Source organism: Pseudomarimonas salicorniae, assembly GCF_023156535.1.
Lineage (GTDB): Bacteria > Pseudomonadota > Gammaproteobacteria > Xanthomonadales > Xanthomonadaceae > Pseudomarimonas > Pseudomarimonas salicorniae.
Genome location: NZ_JALNMH010000006.1, coordinates 233,451 through 250,099, shown reverse-complemented (window position 1 = coordinate 250,099; position 16,649 = coordinate 233,451). Strand labels below are relative to the sequence as shown.

Below are 16,649 nucleotides of genomic sequence, written 5' to 3'. Positions count from 1 at the left end.
TGGGGCGCCGGGGCCCATGCGTTCAGGCCGGCGAAACCGCCGGGCACCGCCACGGGGAAGGACCGTTAGCGGTTCATCAGCAGGTAGGCGCTCAGCGACGCCGACTGGGCCTCGTCGATGGCCGACTCGTTCTGGCTCCAGGTCGATGAGGTGGGCGTCGTCTGGGCGGCCCTCGACTGCTCGCGGAAGCGGCCGAAGCTGGCATCGGGATGGTTGTCGAAATAGGCGTCGAGCAGGCGCGCCAGTGCCGGCGACAGGCGGCTGAGGGTCATCACATTGCGCTTCCGCACTACGTAGGTGCCCGAGGTGGCACCGGGTTCGTGCCAGTCGACGCTGGAGAAGCACACCTGGACTTCCTGCGGCGTGCCGCTGGCGTCGAGGTACACCGCGAGGTCCTCGCTGCCCTCGGCACGTCCCGGCGGCAGGCGAATGCCCGCCGCCTGCACCGCGCTGCGCAGGTTGGCTCCGCACAGCGGCGTATTGTCGGCGCCGTTGACCTTGCCGGTCGGTGCGGTCGCGCTGTCTCCAAGCACCAGGTTGTTGGCGCTGGCGTAGGTGTCGAAAACCACTGCCCAGGCCTGCACGTGCTGGCTTGCCACACGCTGGTAGTTGGCGTTGCGCTGGATGTCGCCGCCAACGCTGACGGCGCCGATGATCACGGCAATGACCACCAGCACCACCGACAGCTCGAGCAGGCTGAAACCACGCTGCCTGGGCGGGAGGGTGTGCAGGTCGGGAGCGGGCATGCGGGTCATCTCGTCGAGGAACAGGAATCGATCAGTACAGGCCGGCGGCGTCGGCGGCCTCGGCATTGGCGCGCAGCCGGGCGGCGAGCGCCTGCGAGCGCACCACATAGCCCTGGCTGAGGAAGTCGGCGACGTCCTGGGTCGCGCTGTCCAGCGAGATCACGGCCATGGCCAGCGACACCGTCGACAGGCCGAGCCCGACCGCGGACAGCGCGACAGCCGCCGCCGCCAGCCCGGTGACCGCGGCAGCGGCGCCGGTGGTGAGGATGGTCTGGGCCACCGCCAGCGCTGCCTCGGCGGCGGCCAGGGCCACGCCGCCGATGGCCGCGGCCTCGCCCGCCACCGCGCCGGCCAGCGACGATTCGGCCATGCGCTTGGCGAGGTCGAGCTGCAGCTTGTAGTCGGCGATGGCCTGCATGATCACTTCCGCAGCGCTGGCCGCGTTGGCGTGGGCGTGGTTGACCGCCGCCACGACCTCGCCGCAACTCAGCTCGCCCCACAGCCGGTCGAAGCTTGCCGCCACCACGCGGTCGTCATACAGGCGACTGCCGGCGCGGGCCGCGGTTTCGAAGGCCGGGGAGCCGCCGGTGTGGACACCGTCGAGCAGGGTTCCGCTGTTGCCCGCGTCGGTGCGCCCGGGCAAGGCGACGGCATAGGCGACATTGCGATCGACGCTGCCGCCGGTGGCGTGCACGCGGCTGTTGCTGAAGCCGGCCAGGCTGGCGGTGCGCAGCGCAGCGCAGAAGTCGATGCCGTTGCGGTTCCCGGCGAAATCCAGCCGGGCGCCCAGCGGCACGCCGGACACCTCGAGCAGGGGCATCCGGTCCAGCACCACGCCGAGATCGGCATCGGCCGCGGCGCTGCCGGCATTGGGCGCGCGATAGATTCCGTAGCGCATGGCCCGGGCCCGCGCGTCCGGCAGGCCAAGGGTGCGGAAGGGCAGACCGCCGACCGCGGTGCCCCCGGCGCAGTCCTCGCTGCCATCGGCATTGCTGTCGGGACAGGGCAGACGGTGGTTGGCGAGGACGAACCCGACCAGCGCCGAGTCCGCCGAGCGCAGCAGGTCACGCTCCAGCTCGCTGTTGCTGAAATCGACCGCCAGCCCGCTGAAGCGGAAGATCAGGCCCACGACCAGGGAGAGCACCACCAGGGAGATGGCGAGTTCGAGCAGGCTGTAGCCGCGTTGCCGGTTCATTGCACGAGTCCCCTTGCGTCGATCGCCCGAGCGCGGGCATCGGCGGCATTGAACTGGTTGAGGTAGCTGGTGACCGAGAGGTTGGCGGCGTCCAGCTGGGCCTGGGCGGTGACGATGCCCTGCTGCGCATCGGCCAGCGACTGGGCGGCGATCACGACCTGCGCGGTGGCCACGCCGATGTTGGCCGCGGCGATGGCGATGGCGAAGGCCGCGGCGCCGAACGACTCCGCCGAGCCCGCGATCGAGATCGCCTCCGAGGCGATCGCCAGCGCCAGCCCGGCCGCCGCCATCGCCACCTCGAACTCGGCCTGGTCGAGCGCCGATTCCGCCTGGTCGCGATTGAAGACCCGGAAGTCCCGGTAGAGCACGACGTAGTCGTAGAGATCGCGCGCCGCGCCCGCGCTGCGCGCCGCGCCATTCGCCAGCGAGAGCAGCTTGAGGCAGCCCAGCCGGCTTGCCAGCTGGCCGATTCCCACCGCACGCGAGACATCGTCGTAGCTGTTGCTCGGCGCGGTGCCCGGCAGGGCAAAGCTCTGGGTCAGGCTGGCGCCATCGAACGGGCTGCCGTCGCCGTCCATGTCGAGGCTGCCGGGATGCGCCAGGGCGAACGCCGCCTGGACGCCACCGGCAAGCGAGATGTTGCCCACCGCGGCACCCTGCGCATCGCGCAGCCTCACGCAGAGGTCGAAGCCGTTGAGCTGAACGGGTACCGCCGCGGGCGGCGGCGCCGGCGCAGGCAAGGTGGGTCCGAGGGGGATCGGCGGCACATACCGATTGCTGAGCGTGGTCAGATCATTGAGCGTGCCGCGGCTGACCGCATAGCGGATCGGCGCGGGGAAGACCTGGCCAAGCGTACGCTGCGGCAGCAGCCCCGCACTGGCGCTCGCGGTGCAGTCCTCGACGCCGTCATTGTCGGTGTCCGGACAGGGCAGCCGCGACCGGGCAATGGCGAAGCCGATCAGGGCCTGTTCGGCCTCGCGCAGCTCGCTCACCGGGCGTGCTTCGGGCGTAGCCACCAGGGACAGGCGCGGCAGCAGGAACCACAGGAGCCCGCCGACCGCGGCGAGGATCACCATCACTGCGGCCAGCTCGATCAGCGAGAAGCCGGTCTGGGTCGGGCGCCGAGGCTGGAACCCGCTCATCGCACCGCTCCTCGTCCATCGGCCTGCTCAAGCACCGCGCTGGCGCCGGCCCAGACCGTCAGGCCGGCGCCCGGCGTGGGCGCCCCTGGCGGCAGCTCTGGGCACTCGGTGGTAGGCGCCGGCGGCGGATTGACCTGACAGTTGAGGCCGACGTAGGACGCCCTCGCCTCGATCGCCTTGGCCTCGGCCTCATCGGCCAGCGCATCGGCCTGGACCGCTGCGGCCTCGTCACGCTGGGCCTTGAGGAACTTGGTCCGGTAGTCATCGATCAGGGCGATCATCTGCGAGGGGTTGCCGTTGAAGGGCGCATTTGCATATCGCGATGCGGCGAGGTCGCGGGCGGCGATGTAGTCGTTCTGCGCAGTCGTCGCCGCCGCATTGGCCGCGTTGCGGGTCACCAGGGCCGCATCACGCTCGACGATCGCGGCATCGCGCTGGGCGGTGAGGTCCGCGACCACGGTGGCGCGCCAGGTCTGGCCCGGATTGGCGGCCTGCGCGGCGATCGCGTTGTTGAGCTCGATGTTCAGGTCGTTCACCCGCTGCACCAGCAGGTCGTACTGGCCCTGCGCGGCATCGCGGGCGATCTCGGCGTCCACCGCCGCCTGGGCTGCGTCGAGCGCCTGGTTCAACGTGGCATCGTGGGTGTTCGACGGATCCCAGGCATCGGCCTGGCCATGCGCGGCGGTGCGCGCGGCAGTGGCCGAAGCCTGCGAGGCATCGGCGGTGGTCCGCGCGGCAGTGGCTTCCTGCCGATACTGCAGGGCAGCCGCCTCCAGGTCCTGCGCGGTGGCCAGCAGGGTCGCTAGCTGCTGGCTGTTGTCGGGCGGCGGACCACCCCCGCTTACCGAAGCACGCGAGGCGACGTCGGCGGCAAGTCCGATCGCCACCGCCAGCGGGACCAGGGACAGGGCGTTGGCGGCGACCGCGGCGGCGGAGAGTCCAATCGCCACGCTGGCCGCGGCGACGGCGGCGCTGTACACGGGGATCAGCGCGCAGCCTACGAGCACAGCGCAGGAAAGCACCGCGCTGGCGAGCGCCGTCGAAGCTGCTGTCAGCGTAGTGATGGACGATGCCAGGGTAATCGCCGACACGGCTACGCTGACCACGGTCAACACGCCCGTGATGGCGTTGAAGATGATCGCCTGCTCGGCCGAGCTCTTGATGTCGTCGAAGACTTCCTGCACCTCGGTCACCGCGTCGACCGACAGGGCGATCGCATGCACGCTGCTGAGCGTGGTCCGACAGCTCAGGTGGTCGGACAGGGCGCGCAGCGTCGAGGCGGTGCGTACCTGCGGCTGGGTCAGCTCCGGTGCCATGCTGACGCTGAAGGCATCTGCGCTGGCTGCGCTCGCAATCAGTCCCTCGAGCTTGGCGCAGAAGTCGAGATCATTGACGTTGCCGTAGGACTCGAGGGCCCCGTCCCAGTGTGCCGGCTCGTACGCCGACCCGGCCACCGCCAGGTCGTTTCCGCCAGGGCGGTAGACCACGAAGTTGATCCGGGTCGGCCCGCGCATCGGCGCGTCGGCATCAAGGCCGAGGGTGCGCAGCGGCAGCAACCCGCTCACGTTGGCCGCGTCGCAGTCCTCGAGGCCATCGTTGTTGACGTCGGGACAGGGCAGCCGGGCGTTGGCCGCGGCGAAGCCGAAGATCTTGCTGTGCGCCCAGGACACCATGGCGCTGCGGTCGGCGGCCAGCTGCCGCGGAGTGCGCGCCTCGATCAGGATGAAGGACACCAGCAGGAAGCCGGCCAGCAGTGTGACCAGCAGCAGGGTGTCCCACAGGGCAATTCCCTGCTGCCGTCCACGTGGCGTTTGCCGCTGCGCTCGCGTTCTCATGGGCTCCCTCGGCTCAGTAGGCGGGTGGCGCCATCGCCTGGCGGATCAGGTCGTAGATCGGCAGGTACATGGCAACCACGAACAGCACGAACATCAGGCCCAGCGTGATGATGATCGCCGGCTTCAGCACCTCGGCGAGCGATTCGATGATGTGGTCGAAGCGCTGCCGGTATTCCTGTGCGAGGAAGCGCAGCTGAGCGGTGGTGGTGCCGGTCTCCTCGCCGACCGCGATCATCCGCACGGCCATCGCCGGGAAGCCGCCCACCTGCTTCATCGCCGCAGCCAGACGCTCGCCGCGCTGGACATAGCGGTGCGCATCGATGATCCGCGAGCGGTAGTACTCGTCGTTGACCGAGCGGGTCAGCACATCGAGGCTGCGCGACATGTCGAGGCCGGCGGCGACCAGCAGGGCCAGATGCTCGGTGATGAAGGCCATGCCCGAGGCGCGCATGATCACCCGCGACACCGGGAGCCGGTGCCCGAGCCCGTGCAGCCGCGAGCGGAACCGCCAGCTCAGCCGGACCAGCACGATCGGCACCACGATCAGCAGAAACAGGATGAACAGGCTGAGCTCGACGTGTTCCGAGGCAACCTCGGAGAAATCCAGCAGGGCCGCGGTGATCGCCGGCAGCTCGATGTTCATCTGCCGATAGAGGTCGGCCAGGTTGGGGATCACGTAGAAGATCCACACGCAGGAGACCAGCAGCAGGGCAGCCACCACGAAGGCCGGGTAGATCAGGGCCCGCCGCGCATCGCGGCCCATCTTGTTGACCCGCTCGACATGCTCGGCGGCCTCAATCAGCATGCGATCGATGGCGCCGGTCTCCTGGCCGATGTTCACCAGATTCAGGACGGTCTCCGGAAACACATTCGGCTGCTTGCCGAATGCCTCGCTGATGCTGGCGCCGGCGCCGAGCTCGTCCGACAGCGATTGCGCGACCCGGGCCACCCGATGCTGGCCGGTGTCGCGATTTTCCTCGATCAGCGAATCGAGCGCGCTGAGCATCGGCACGCCGGCGCCGAGCATCACGCCAAGGTCGCGCAACAGGCCGCCGAGCTCGACCGCGTCGATCCGCCGCGCGAAGAGCCCACCCAGCGCGTTCAGCAGCATCGCCAGCCAGCGCGGGATGTGCACCAGGCTCAGTACGACACCGTCATGGTTCTTCTCCAGCCAGACGCGGGCCGAGAACTCGCGCTCGACGGCCAGCTGCAGCACGCCGCTGCGGACCCTGCCCGCGGGACTCTGCAGCCGGTAGTAGAAGGCCTTCACGCGTCGTGCTCCGCCGCCGCCTCACCCAGCACGCGGACGATTTCCTCGTGCGTGGTCTGGCCGTCTGCCACCAGCTGCCTCGCCATCTCCTGCATCGGCTGGAAGCCGCTCTCCCGCGCCGTGCGCAGCAGGGTCTCGCGGCCCTGCTCGTCGACGATGGCGGTGACGATCGCCTGGCTGACCTGGAGAATCTCGTACACCGGCACCCGGCCGAGATAGCCGGTGCCCCGGCAGGCATCGCAGCCGGCCCCCATCCGCCCGGGCCCCTTGTGATGCTCACCCAGCCACTCCTTGGTGGACTGGTCGAACAGCTGCGGCTGGGCACAGTGCGGGCAGACCCTTCGCACCAGTCGCTGGCTGATGATCGCCACCAGGTTGTCGGCGATTTCCTGCGCGCCCAGGCCGAACGGACGCAACCGCGGGATCACCCCGAACACATTCGCCACATGCAGCGTGGAAAGCACCAAGTGGCCAGTGGCCGCCGACTCGACCGCGGCCCGAGCGGTCTCACCATCGCGGATCTCGCCGATGAGCATGACGTCCGGATCGTGACGCAGGAAGTTGCGCAGCGCCGACCCGAAGTCGTAGCCGGCGCGGCGGTTGACCTCGGTCTGGCAGGCGCCGGGCACGCGGTACTCGACCGGATCCTCGACGGTCAGCACATTGCGCTCGATCAGGGACTGCATGCGCAGTGCCGCGTGCAGGGTGGTGCTCTTGCCCGAACCGGTCGGCCCGGTGATCAGCACCAGTCCCGAGGGTCGCTCGAAGATCCGCTGCAGCAGGCTGACATCCTGTTTCCGGTACCCAAGCTGCAGGAGGCCGGACATGTCGCCGCGCTCGGGCAGCAGGCGCAGCACCATTCGCTCCCCGGCCTCGCTCACCAGGGTGGAGATGCGCACCGTGTAGGGCTTGTCCAGGATCACCGTGTGGAAGCTGCCGTCCTGCGGCTTGCGCTGCTCGGAGATATCCATCTGCGAGTTGATCTTGACGAAGGTCAGCAGGCGGGCAAGAGCGGGCGGGAAGGCCAGCATCGGGCGCAGGATGCCGTCGATACGGAACAGCACGTGCCAGCTCTTGGCGGAGGGCGCGATGTGGATGTCGGTCGCGCGCTCGCGGATGGCGAAGTGCAGGAGGTGGTCGAGCAGCCGTGCCGGGGTGGCAACGTTGTCGACGTCCGAGGCCAGCAGCTGGATCTCCCGCCTGACCAGTTTCTCGACCGGATTCTGGGCGAAGTAGTAACACTGGCGGATCTGCTGGATCAGCCTGGAATTCTCGGTCTGGTGAAACACCGCGGGCAGGTCGCAGCGCTGCATGACCAGGCGCCCGATCTCTTCGGGGTCGGAATCGCCGAGCAGCACCTCCAGCCCGCGCTCCCCCTTCCGCCAGGGCAGGAAGCGATTGGCCAGGCACAGCTCGCGGTTGAACAGGGCGAGCACGCCCGCGTCGGGCTGGGGCAGGTCGGAGGCGGGCACGAAGGGAATGCCACGCTGCTCGGCAATCACCTTGGCCACGTCGTGCTCGAGGACCAGGCCGTTTCCGACCAGGATGTTGCCGATCCGGTCCTGCTCCACCTCCTGTTTCTGCAGCGCGTATTCCAGCTGGGTAGCGGTGAGCAGGCCCAGATCCTTCAGCATGCGGCCCAGGCGCGGCCGCTCACTGGCAGCGTCGGCGCCCTGGCGAGGGAGTCGGGAGACGGGGGTGGCCATGTCAGGAGTCCTCGCTTGCAGCACCCACGGGCGCCGCATCGTGTTCAAGCAGATATCGGGTCAGGGCATCGGGGTAGCCGGTCGCGGGCAGGCCGCGCTCGCGCTGGAAGCTGGCCAGTGCCGCCACCGTGCGCGGCCCGACCTCGCCATCCAGCGCAGACCGGTAGAAGCCGGCTTCGGCAAGGCGTGCCTGGAGGGCGCGAACCGGCTCGCCCTGACGGCCCAGGGCAAAATCCGCAGCGACCAGCTCCGGTCGCCATGCCAGCCACCCCGCGACACCGGATTGCGGGTCGGCAAGGCAGCCCACGGCCGGGCGGCGCAGCTCAAGGTCCGGTGGAAGCTGAACCAGCTCGACCGGCGAGCCCAGAGCGTAGAGGCGCCCGGCCAGGACGCCGGGCTCGGCCACCGACGCCGCCGCATCGACGGGATCAAGGCCGGTCAGCCGCTGCAGGCACAGTGCGAACGAATCGACCTCCGACGTCGGGCCAGCGACTTCCGGAAGAGGGGCAGGCAGCCGCCCCGGGGCTGCAACGGACGCCTCGACGCTGGCGCTGGCCGGTCCCTGGCGCAGCAGGCTGAAGGCCAGCAGTGCCAGCGCGCAGGCCGCCATGAAGACGCTGGCGGCAAGCCGTGTCGGTCGTGTGGGCCCGCCACGGCTGCCGCGCTGGAGCAGGCCCGCCTCGGCGCTCGCCCGTCGCACCAGGTCAGCACCGATCTCGCGCCCGCCTCCAGCCACCAGTCCGTAGAGGCAGGTGTCCAACAGCAGGTGCATGCGCCGCGGATTGCCCCTGCTGTCCCGGTACAGGCAACGCAGCGCCCCGGCCGACAGCCGGATCCCGTCCGCCCCCGCGCAGTCAAGGCGGAAGCGCACATAACGCGCAGCTTCATCCTCTGACAGGGGCAGCAGCTCCACGTGCTTGCTGATCCGGCTCGCGAGCTGGCGGATCCTCGGCTGGCCAAGCGTGTCGAGCAGTTCGGGCTGTCCGCAGAGGACGATCTGAACCAGCTTGTACTGGGAGGTCTCGAGATTGCTCAGCAGGCGGATCAGCTCGAGCGACTCCGGGCACAGGTTCTGCGCGTCGTCGATGACCAGGGCGACCGTCTCGCCAGCATGATGGCGCTCGATCAGATAGCTGTTGAAGGCGGCGAGGTCATCGTCGAATGAGTTCCCCGGTGTCAGCCCCAGATCGCGCAACACCGCACGCAGCAGCTCGTTTCCGCGCAGGTGGGTGTTCATGACCAGGGCGACCCGACATTGCTCCTCGCCCAGCCGGGTGACCAGCCGGCGCAGCAGGGTGCTCTTGCCCAGCCCCACCTCGCCGGTGATCAGCACGAATCCCTTGCGCGCGATGACGCAATGCAGGACCTCGGCCAGCCGTTCGCGCAGGCCGTTGCCATCGAAGTAGTGCCAGGCATCCGGCGTACTCGGGAACGGGCTGCGCAGCAGTCCGAGGTGCAGCAAGTGGGCAGGCAGCGGGCCGGACATCAGCGCTCCTGCTCGTTCATTGCCCGCCAATGGCGCTCGACCAGGGCGGAGTCCGCATGCCGAAGGCGCAGCAGGCCGATCCGCTCGCGCGCCGAGTCGAGGCGTCCGGCGCGCCAGTCGAGCAGGGCCAGGTTGAGATTCGCGTTCTGGTCGCCCGGCAGGCGCTCAGCAATGCGTTGGTAGCGCTGGTAGGCAAGCGTGTCCTGCCCCCCGGACATCGCCCACCAGGCCTGGTAGCGCTGCAGCGTAAGGCTCTCGCTGGCAAGCAGGCCTTCAAGGGCCTCGAGCGCAGCGCGCCCGGCCTCGCGGTCATCCACGGCGATCGCCGACTCAAGCTCGCTGACCCAGCGCTGCACCGCGGCCGGATCCGGCGCGCTGGCAGCCAGGCGGGCCGGCGACGGTGCCGGCTGCGCCGTCTCGCCCCGCGGATGAACCACGAAATGCAATTCGCCCTCGGCCGTGGCGGGCGCGGGTGCCGCCTCGTCCGCGGCCTCGGCTACGCCGGCGACGGCCTGCTGATCCGGCTCGGCGCCCGTCTCGGCCACGACAGGCGCCCGCCCTACCGACAAGGCTCCCGTGTCCACCACCGATCCGGGCTCGGACGGGGACTGCCCCGCGTCGACGAGCGCGGCCGGGGGCGCGGGTACGTCTTCTGCAACCGCTACCGGAGGCTCGATCCCGGGGCGCTGCGATGGGACCACGAGGGCCGCCGCGGGCGCACTTGCCGGTTGGGCCTGCACAGCGGCGACAGGCTGGGCAGGCGCCGCCTGGACGGATCCGTTGGCTGCCATCGGGGTCGCCTCGCCGCGCAACAGCATCCACGCCACTCCGAGGCCCGCGATGAGCAGCAGCAGCAGGACGGCGGCCATCACCAGGCGCTGCCCGCGCCCATTGAACCGGGTACCCGGCCGATCGGCGCTGGCCGGCGCGGGCTGGGTGCCCTCGCCTTCCATCGCGCTCAGGGCCGAGTACATCAGGCTCACAGCACGCGCACCTTCAGCACCATGACCAGCTCGCGGCTGGCGTGGGAGTCGGCGGTGCGATCAAAGAACTTGCCCACGCCGGGCACGTCGGAGAGCCCCGGCACGCCGCTGTTGCTGCGGCCCAGCTTCTGATCGATCAGGCCGCCGATGAGTACCGTGTCGCCATCTCGCAGGCCGAGCGTAGTGGTCATGCCCTTGAAGTTGATGACCGGCAGGGTCACCCGGGTGCCACCGCCGGCATCGACCAGCTGCAGGCTGTTCGGATCGACATCCGTCTGCATCGGATGGATCAGGATCTCGACCTGCCGGTCGGCGCGGATGAAGGGCACCACGCCGACCACGATGCCGGAGAACAACGAGTCGGTCTGGGCATCGGAAGAGGTGGTGGTCGCACCGCCGCCGGGATTGGTGACCGTCACCGAGGAACTGGACAGGTAGCGGATGTTGGTGCCGACCGAAAGCAGCGCCGGCGAGCCATTGCGGGCGCGGATGCTCGGATTGGACAGCACCTTGACGTTGCCGAAGTTGCGCAGGGCATCGATGGCCACGGAGAACGAGTTCCGCTGGTAGCCAAGGCCCAGGGCATTTCCGGCCGCCGAGCCGATGGTCTGCGCCGGCAGGGTCAGGGTGCGCACCGGCAGCTCGGCGCCCGGCCCCGGCGGCAGTAGGGCGGTCGCCGGATCGACGGCGATGGGGGCACGGCCGATGACCCCGGCGACGTGGTTGCGCAGCACGTTCCAGTCGACACCCCACTGGAAGCCATCCTTGAGTTCGACGTCGATCAGCTGCGCCTCGATCTGCACCTGGCGACCGAGTACCGCCTTGTAGCGGCTGATCAGGCTTTCCACCGCGCGCACCTGCGAAGGCCGGGCGCGGACGAACAGGGTGCCGGTCACCGAGTTGAGGTTGTACATGCCGGCAGGCACCGGATCGGCGTCCTCGGCACCATCCTGGGCACGGCGGCCACCGCCGCCCTCGCCGATCAGACTGGCCAGCGCCTCCTCCAGCTCGGCGTGCACGCTGGTCTGCTCGCCCAGCCCGCCCGACAGCGCGAAATCGCTGCGCAGCGCGTTCGAGCCACCGCCGCTGGAGCCTCCGCCGCCGCCGCCACCTGTCGACTGATTGGCGCCGAACACGTTGCCGCCCGAGGAGATATCCACCGACAGCGCGGTGTTGAGGAAGTCGAGGTCATAGACCTTTTCCTCCATCAGATTGACGATCAGCGTCTTGCCCTGCACCTCACCATGAAGGTCGAAGGCGCGCAGGATGTGATCGAAGACCTCGCGCGCGGTGACGTTGCTGAGGTTGATGCTCGACCTGCGTCCGGTCTGCACCACGCGCGGGTCGAGCATCAGGTTCATGCCGAGCTGCTCGGACATCGCCCAGAGCAGCTGGCCGACGTCCGCCTCGTACATGCGGATGCTGACCAGCTGGTCCTCCAGCGGGTCGTACTGCGGCACGACGGGCGGGGCCGGCTGCGCCTGCTGCACCCGCTGCAGCTCCTCGAACAGCCGCTGCTGCACCTCGGCCAGCTTGGCCGACTCGGCCACGGTGTGCTCGGCCATGCGGTCAAGCGTGTGCTCGTCGACCGGCGCCAGCGACTGGGTGCTCTTGCGCGGTACCCCGGTGCAGCCGCCAAGCGCCATGGCTGCCACGGCAACGGCCAACGCATGACGGGCAAGGCGCGGGCGCGGGAGCGAAGGGGAGCGAGCGTCGTTGACCATGTGTCTGAGCCTTGTGCGTAGCAAGAGGGAAAGAGGAGTCAGAGAACGTCGTCGAGAGCGAGACCGATCAAGGTGGAGAAGCCGGTCATCGCAACGGCGTCGTCATAGCCATTGCGTGCGGCGCCGTTCGGCGAGGCAAGGCAGCGGCCGCTGCCGGGAAGCCCGGCGTGGACACCATCGAAGAAACTGCCGTCGCCGTCGGCATCGCTGTTGGGCACCACCACCGCAAACGCCGCATGCATCACGACATTGGCGGAGCAGTCCTCGGCGCCGGTGCGGTTGCCCTCGCCGGTGAGGAACACGTTCGAATTGCTGGGCGCAAGCGCCGAGGCCGCGGTCAGGCTGCGGATCAGGTCGTTGCGGTTCGGGCTGGCAGCCGGGGCGACGAGGTCTGCCCCATCCGCGGCGCGGCGGAACACGGCATACACCTCTCGCGCCGAGACCGTCGGTCTCTCGAGGCCCAGCGATTCGTAGGGCACCCAGCCAAGCTCGACATTGGCCGGACAGCTGCCGGCGGCATCGCCCTCGCGGCCGTCGCCGTCGGTGTCCGGACAGGGCAACCGGTGGTTGTGCAGGGCGAATGCGCGAATCGACTGGTTGAGCACCTCGCCGCGCGCCAGCGCGGCCACGCTCTCGCGGCCGGCGCCCTGCCGGTTGTAGGCGGTGTAGGCGGCGCCGGCGATGATCCCGATCACCACCACGGAGATCGCCAGCTCGACGAACGAATAGCCGCGCTGCAGGCGGGCCTGGGCGGCCGATGCGGGCAATGGCCGCGCGCCGCTCATGGTTGCGGGGCTACCACCACCGGGCTGGCGACCAGGTCCTCGCGCAGCGCTTCCATCCGCTTGATCAAGGCCTGAACCCGCGCGGTGTCGCTCCCGGCGCCCTGCGCGCTGAGCGTCTGCAGTTCGACAGCGAGGGTCTGCATCTCGGCCGCGATCGCCATGTGCCGGCGGACCGCCGCGATATCGACGCCGGCCACCTGGCTGCGGCCCTCGACCTCGGTGATCCGCTGCAGCACCTTGTCGACCTCGGCGATGCTCGGCTGGCGACCGTTTGCGGTGAGCGTCGCCAGCTCGTCCTGCACCTGCTGGTAGGCCGTGGCCTTGGCCGCGCGGGCGGCGGCCGCAGGATCCTCCCTGGGCTCGCCCTGCAGCACGTCCCGGGACAGCATCCAGGGTGCAGGTACGGCCACCGGCTCGGCGGCTGACGGCTGCTCGACCAAGGGCGCAGCGGCAGGCGGCGGGGCTGCCGGCCGGGGGGCGCTGTCGGGCACTTCTGCCGAAGGCCCGACCCACAGCCAATACGCTGCGGCCGCAAGCACGAGCGGTGCGAGGATCAGGGTCAGGCGCTTGGAGCCGCTCATGGCCTGCCCTCCTGCGCACCCGGGATGACCCGCGGGTCAAGCGCAATGGTCCGGGTGCCCTCGCGCTCGACGATCACGACGCGGTCCGGCGAGATCGACTTCACCCAGCCGCCGTGAGGCAGGCGATCCCCCTCGCCGGCGTAAACGCCGTCGATCATCGCGCGCTCGAAACCGTGGGCGATGTAGATCATCGAGACCTCACGCTCGGGGAACCGGGGCTCTACCGGGGCGTCGGGATCGATCGCCGGCCGCGGCCTGACGAAGGCCAGCGCCGTCTCGCTCTCGGTACCCGAATAGACCCCCAGCGCCAGTGCGTCGAGCTGGTACTTGAGTGCCCTCGTCCGCTGCACCTCGACGTCGGCTTCGCGCAGCTGGGACTGCAGGCCGGCGCGGTCGGCGCTGACGGGCGGCAGGCTGCGCGGGGTGTCCGCCAGCTTCCAGGTGGCCAACAGCACGATCAGAAGAAGACCCGCCGCGATCAGACCGAGGTATTTCATGCGCCCGCCTCCGGCCGGACCTGCGCGGTGCGGCTGATCGCGTAGGAGAAGAATCCGGCAATCTGGTTGCCCTGCGGCGGCGGCACGGTGACCGGAGACAGCCCCGCCCCGCGCAGCCGGTCGACAAAGCGCGAGAGACGCATCTCTGCCCCCTCGCCCGGCAGCATGACGCCCTCGATCACCATCTTGCCGGTGGCCGGATCCAGTCGCACGCGAAGGATGCGCACCAGCTCGGACGAGAGCTGGCGAACCCGGCCCAGCTCGTCGACCAGATCGCCATTGCGCTCCGCGCGGGCCAGCCGCTCGACGAAGGCGCGGGTATTGGTGAGCTCACTTCCGATGCTCGGCGCCGGCTCGGCACGCAGCGTCGCATCGATCTGTTCGACCTCCGCGCGATGTTCGGCTGCCGCCTCGTCACGGGCAGCGTTGGCGGTATCCAGATCGAAGGCCAGATAGCCGATGACCAGCGCAGCCACGGCTGCCGCAGCGGCGAGCCACGGAAGCATCCGCTCACCGGCGTAGGCGGCCAGCGACAGCTTCGGGCTAGCCGAACACGACGGGCGGAGGCCCTTGAACAGCTCGGGCAGCGCCGAGCGAAAGCTCTCGCCATCACTGCCGCGCAACGTCGTCATCGCCGCCATGCGCGGCTCCAGGCCAACCGCCTCGCCGAACGAGGAAGCCAGCGACTGCTCATCCACCCCCTCCGGAGTGTCCAGCGCATACCAGTGCAGGACCTGCGGCCGCTCGCCGGCAGCCAGCGTGGCGCGGACCCGGTCGGCAAGCGCTCCGAGGCTTCCAGCGACGCTATCGGCATCGTCGTCGAACGCCAACGCGTCGACATAGGCGCAGGCCTTGTTGCCGACCGAGAGGAAGAACACGCGACGCTCATAGCGCACCACCGCCGCCTCGCCGGGCGCAAGGCGGGACTCGACGACCTTGAGCAGGGGGAACAGCAGACGGTGGTCCCCGCCCTGCTCGCTCCAGCCCACCAGCCGCTGCCAGTCGGCCATCGGCACGGCGCTGAACAAGGCCTGGAAGCTGTTCCCCAGCACCGAGAGCCGGACCATCTCCACGTGGCTCTCGCCATCGGTCACGCCGTCACGACGCAGGCGTTGTTCTATCAGCGGCACCGCCGCAGAGGCGTTCCCCTGCAGCGCAAGCACCGCGTTGTGCGCGCCGTCGAGGTCGCTGAGCAGCGCCACCGGCCCCTCGATATCGGGGTACTCGGGCATCGAACGGAGTGTCCCGCCCTCGATCGCCCACCAGCGGCCGGCGAGATGGGTGACGTGTGCTGCATGCATTCAGTCGACTTCCCGTGTGCTGAACATTGCGTTGCCGCGAAGGGTCACGCGCAGCGGCTGTCCCTCGCCTGCAGGAAGCTGGAACAGCGACTCATTCGGATCGAACACCGAGAGCTCGAACGCCTCGGTATCGAAGACCCGACCACGGCCATTTGCGGTGGACACCACGACATCGTTCGCCGTGGGCCGGTCATAGCGCATCTCGTTGAGGGTGATCCGCCGCTCCGACCAGAACTGCGGAGCAAGGCCCCGCGACTCCGCCTCCCGCGCCAGTGCGCCCAGCGCGTCGCCGAGCGCACGCTGCTTCCCGCGCAAGGCCAGTCGGTCACGCGCCTCGGCCAGCTGGATCTCGGCCCGGGCGAGCTCATCGCGACTGGCCTGCTCGGCGCGCGCAGCGGAGACGTACCAGGCAGCGGCCCCGAGAAGGCCCACAAGGGCCAGCCCGAAGGCGCCGGCGGCGAGCTTGCGACGCCGGCCAAGACGGTCCGCGGACGCGAGGCGGACCCGTGCGTCCGCAGCCGAACTCATTGATCCATGACCCAGTGTGCGGTGACCAGCGACACGCGGTCCTCGTCACGGTTGTCGCCACGGGTGAAGGCGTCGTCGGTGGCGTCGCCGAACTCATGCGTGTTGTTCGAGGCCCACTGGACACCGGGACGCTGCGACGAGGGCTCGGCGCCGGCGGAGTCATTGAGACCGGAATTCTGCTGGCGGAAGCGACCTTCCAGCGCATCCGGCTTGCCGTCGACCTGCTGGTCGATGAAGCGGGCCAGGTCCGGGGTCAGGCCACGGATCACCATCACGTTGCCGGCTCCGCTCACGGTGGAGTCCGGGTTCCACTGGAAGCAGATCTGCAGCTCGACCGGATTGCCATTGCTGTCGCTGTAGAGGAAACGGTCCTCGCGACCCTCGCCACGACCCGGCGGCATGCGCAGACCGATGCGGTCCATCAGGTCGTGCAGGTCGACCGCCGCCAGCGACGGATCGCCGGCACCCACGGTGTTGGCCTGGTAACCCTGGCCGTGGCAGATGCGCAGGCCGGTGTTGGTGAAGCTGGACGGGACGCCCGGCAGGGCGCCGTCAAGGTTGCCGCCATCGCTCATGGTCGAGCCGGCGATCAGCGCCTCCTCGCCGTTGACCATGTAGGTCGGCGAGGTCTGGCTGTCGCCGAGCACCACGCCCGTGCGCTGGTAGTACTCGTCGTAGGCCTTTTTCCAGCTGCCGATGAACTTGGTGGAGATCTTCTGGTACTCGGCGTTGCGGACGATGTCCTTGCCCACCGAGAGCGCGCCCAGGATCAGGGCGATGATCACCAGCACCACGGCCATCTCGACCAGGGTGAAGCCCTGCGCCTGCCGCTTGCCCAATACGCTCATGTCGACTCCTCGCTCCTGGTCC

Annotated in this window: 15 protein-coding genes; all 15 read right to left on the bottom strand. The window is 69.5% G+C overall.

The window, feature by feature from the left end; all coding sequences use genetic code 11:
- Positions 1-65: 65 nt before the first annotated feature.
- Genes M0G41_RS08940 through M0G41_RS08870 form a run of 15 tightly spaced genes read right to left on the bottom strand, consistent with a single transcriptional unit; the run spans position 66 to position 16,627 of the window.
- Entirely contained in the window at positions 66-812 is a 747-nt protein-coding gene (locus M0G41_RS08940; RefSeq protein ID WP_248208156.1) for a prepilin-type N-terminal cleavage/methylation domain-containing protein, read from the bottom strand.
- Positions 778-1,941, bottom strand: coding sequence for a prepilin-type N-terminal cleavage/methylation domain-containing protein (locus tag M0G41_RS08935; RefSeq protein WP_248208154.1), 1,164 nt, complete (start codon positions 1,939-1,941; stop codon positions 778-780). Before M0G41_RS08935 ends, M0G41_RS08940 begins: the two co-directional genes overlap by 35 nt.
- Positions 1,938-3,083: a type II secretion system protein gene (locus tag M0G41_RS08930; RefSeq protein ID WP_248208152.1), complete on the bottom strand. Its 1,146-nt coding sequence runs from the start codon at positions 3,081-3,083 to the stop codon at positions 1,938-1,940. Before M0G41_RS08930 ends, M0G41_RS08935 begins: the two co-directional genes overlap by 4 nt.
- Positions 3,080-4,918, bottom strand: coding sequence for a hypothetical protein (locus tag M0G41_RS08925; protein WP_248208151.1), 1,839 nt, complete (start codon positions 4,916-4,918; stop codon positions 3,080-3,082). The genes M0G41_RS08930 and M0G41_RS08925 overlap by 4 nt, the downstream gene beginning before the upstream one ends.
- A gap of 13 nt (positions 4,919-4,931) precedes the next feature.
- Positions 4,932-6,188, bottom strand: a complete 1,257-nt coding sequence (locus tag M0G41_RS08920) for a type II secretion system F family protein (RefSeq protein ID WP_248208147.1) — start codon at positions 6,186-6,188, stop codon at positions 4,932-4,934.
- On the bottom strand, positions 6,185-7,894 hold the full coding sequence (locus M0G41_RS08915; protein ID WP_248208144.1) for a GspE/PulE family protein: 1,710 nt from the start codon (positions 7,892-7,894) through the stop codon (positions 6,185-6,187). The genes M0G41_RS08920 and M0G41_RS08915 overlap by 4 nt, the downstream gene beginning before the upstream one ends.
- Before the next feature lies 1 nt (position 7,895).
- On the bottom strand, positions 7,896-9,380 hold the full coding sequence (locus tag M0G41_RS08910; RefSeq protein ID WP_248208141.1) for an ExeA family protein: 1,485 nt from the start codon (positions 9,378-9,380) through the stop codon (positions 7,896-7,898).
- Entirely contained in the window at positions 9,380-10,363 is a 984-nt protein-coding gene (locus tag M0G41_RS08905; RefSeq protein ID WP_248208139.1) for a hypothetical protein, read from the bottom strand. The genes M0G41_RS08910 and M0G41_RS08905 overlap by 1 nt, the downstream gene beginning before the upstream one ends.
- Positions 10,360-12,087, bottom strand: a complete 1,728-nt coding sequence (gene mshL / locus M0G41_RS08900; protein WP_248208137.1) for a pilus (MSHA type) biogenesis protein MshL — start codon at positions 12,085-12,087, stop codon at positions 10,360-10,362. The genes M0G41_RS08905 and mshL overlap by 4 nt, the downstream gene beginning before the upstream one ends.
- A 38-nt stretch (positions 12,088-12,125) precedes the next feature.
- The gene (locus M0G41_RS08895; RefSeq protein WP_248208134.1) at positions 12,126-12,854 is read right to left on the bottom strand and encodes a type II secretion system protein; all 729 of its coding nucleotides are present in this window, start codon (positions 12,852-12,854) and stop codon (positions 12,126-12,128) included.
- 14 nt (positions 12,855-12,868) lie between these two features.
- Entirely contained in the window at positions 12,869-13,453 is a 585-nt protein-coding gene (locus tag M0G41_RS08890; protein ID WP_248208133.1) for a hypothetical protein, read from the bottom strand.
- The gene (locus M0G41_RS08885) at positions 13,450-13,950 is read right to left on the bottom strand and encodes a hypothetical protein (protein ID WP_248208131.1); all 501 of its coding nucleotides are present in this window, start codon (positions 13,948-13,950) and stop codon (positions 13,450-13,452) included. Before M0G41_RS08885 ends, M0G41_RS08890 begins: the two co-directional genes overlap by 4 nt.
- A complete protein-coding gene (locus M0G41_RS08880) occupies positions 13,947-15,251 on the bottom strand; it encodes a hypothetical protein (RefSeq protein ID WP_248208128.1) in 1,305 nt (434 codons plus the stop codon). The genes M0G41_RS08885 and M0G41_RS08880 overlap by 4 nt, the downstream gene beginning before the upstream one ends.
- The gene (locus M0G41_RS08875) at positions 15,252-15,779 is read right to left on the bottom strand and encodes a hypothetical protein (protein ID WP_248208119.1); all 528 of its coding nucleotides are present in this window, start codon (positions 15,777-15,779) and stop codon (positions 15,252-15,254) included. It abuts the gene before it with no gap.
- Complete coding sequence (locus tag M0G41_RS08870) at positions 15,776-16,627, bottom strand: type II secretion system protein (RefSeq protein ID WP_248208116.1); 852 nt, start codon at positions 16,625-16,627, stop codon at positions 15,776-15,778. The genes M0G41_RS08875 and M0G41_RS08870 overlap by 4 nt, the downstream gene beginning before the upstream one ends.
- Between the last annotated feature and the right edge of the window lie 22 nt (positions 16,628-16,649).

Coding starts and splice junctions, on each gene's coding strand:
- M0G41_RS08875 (WP_248208119.1), bottom strand. CDS start 15,779: ATGAGTTCGGCTGCGGACGCACGGGTCCGCCTCGCGTCCGCGGACCGT.
- M0G41_RS08930 (WP_248208152.1), bottom strand. CDS start 3,083: ATGAGCGGGTTCCAGCCTCGGCGCCCGACCCAGACCGGCTTCTCGCTG.
- M0G41_RS08915 (WP_248208144.1), bottom strand. CDS start 7,894: ATGGCCACCCCCGTCTCCCGACTCCCTCGCCAGGGCGCCGACGCTGCC.
- M0G41_RS08940 (WP_248208156.1), bottom strand. CDS start 812: ATGCCGAGGCCGCCGACGCCGCCGGCCTGTACTGATCGATTCCTGTTC.
- M0G41_RS08935 (WP_248208154.1), bottom strand. CDS start 1,941: ATGAACCGGCAACGCGGCTACAGCCTGCTCGAACTCGCCATCTCCCTG.
- M0G41_RS08885 (WP_248208131.1), bottom strand. CDS start 13,950: ATGAAATACCTCGGTCTGATCGCGGCGGGTCTTCTTCTGATCGTGCTG.
- M0G41_RS08870 (WP_248208116.1), bottom strand. CDS start 16,627: ATGAGCGTATTGGGCAAGCGGCAGGCGCAGGGCTTCACCCTGGTCGAG.
- M0G41_RS08890 (WP_248208133.1), bottom strand. CDS start 13,453: ATGAGCGGCTCCAAGCGCCTGACCCTGATCCTCGCACCGCTCGTGCTT.
- M0G41_RS08910 (WP_248208141.1), bottom strand. CDS start 9,380: ATGTCCGGCCCGCTGCCTGCCCACTTGCTGCACCTCGGACTGCTGCGC.
- mshL (WP_248208137.1), bottom strand. CDS start 12,087: ATGGTCAACGACGCTCGCTCCCCTTCGCTCCCGCGCCCGCGCCTTGCC.
- M0G41_RS08925 (WP_248208151.1), bottom strand. CDS start 4,918: ATGAGAACGCGAGCGCAGCGGCAAACGCCACGTGGACGGCAGCAGGGA.
- M0G41_RS08880 (WP_248208128.1), bottom strand. CDS start 15,251: ATGCATGCAGCACACGTCACCCATCTCGCCGGCCGCTGGTGGGCGATC.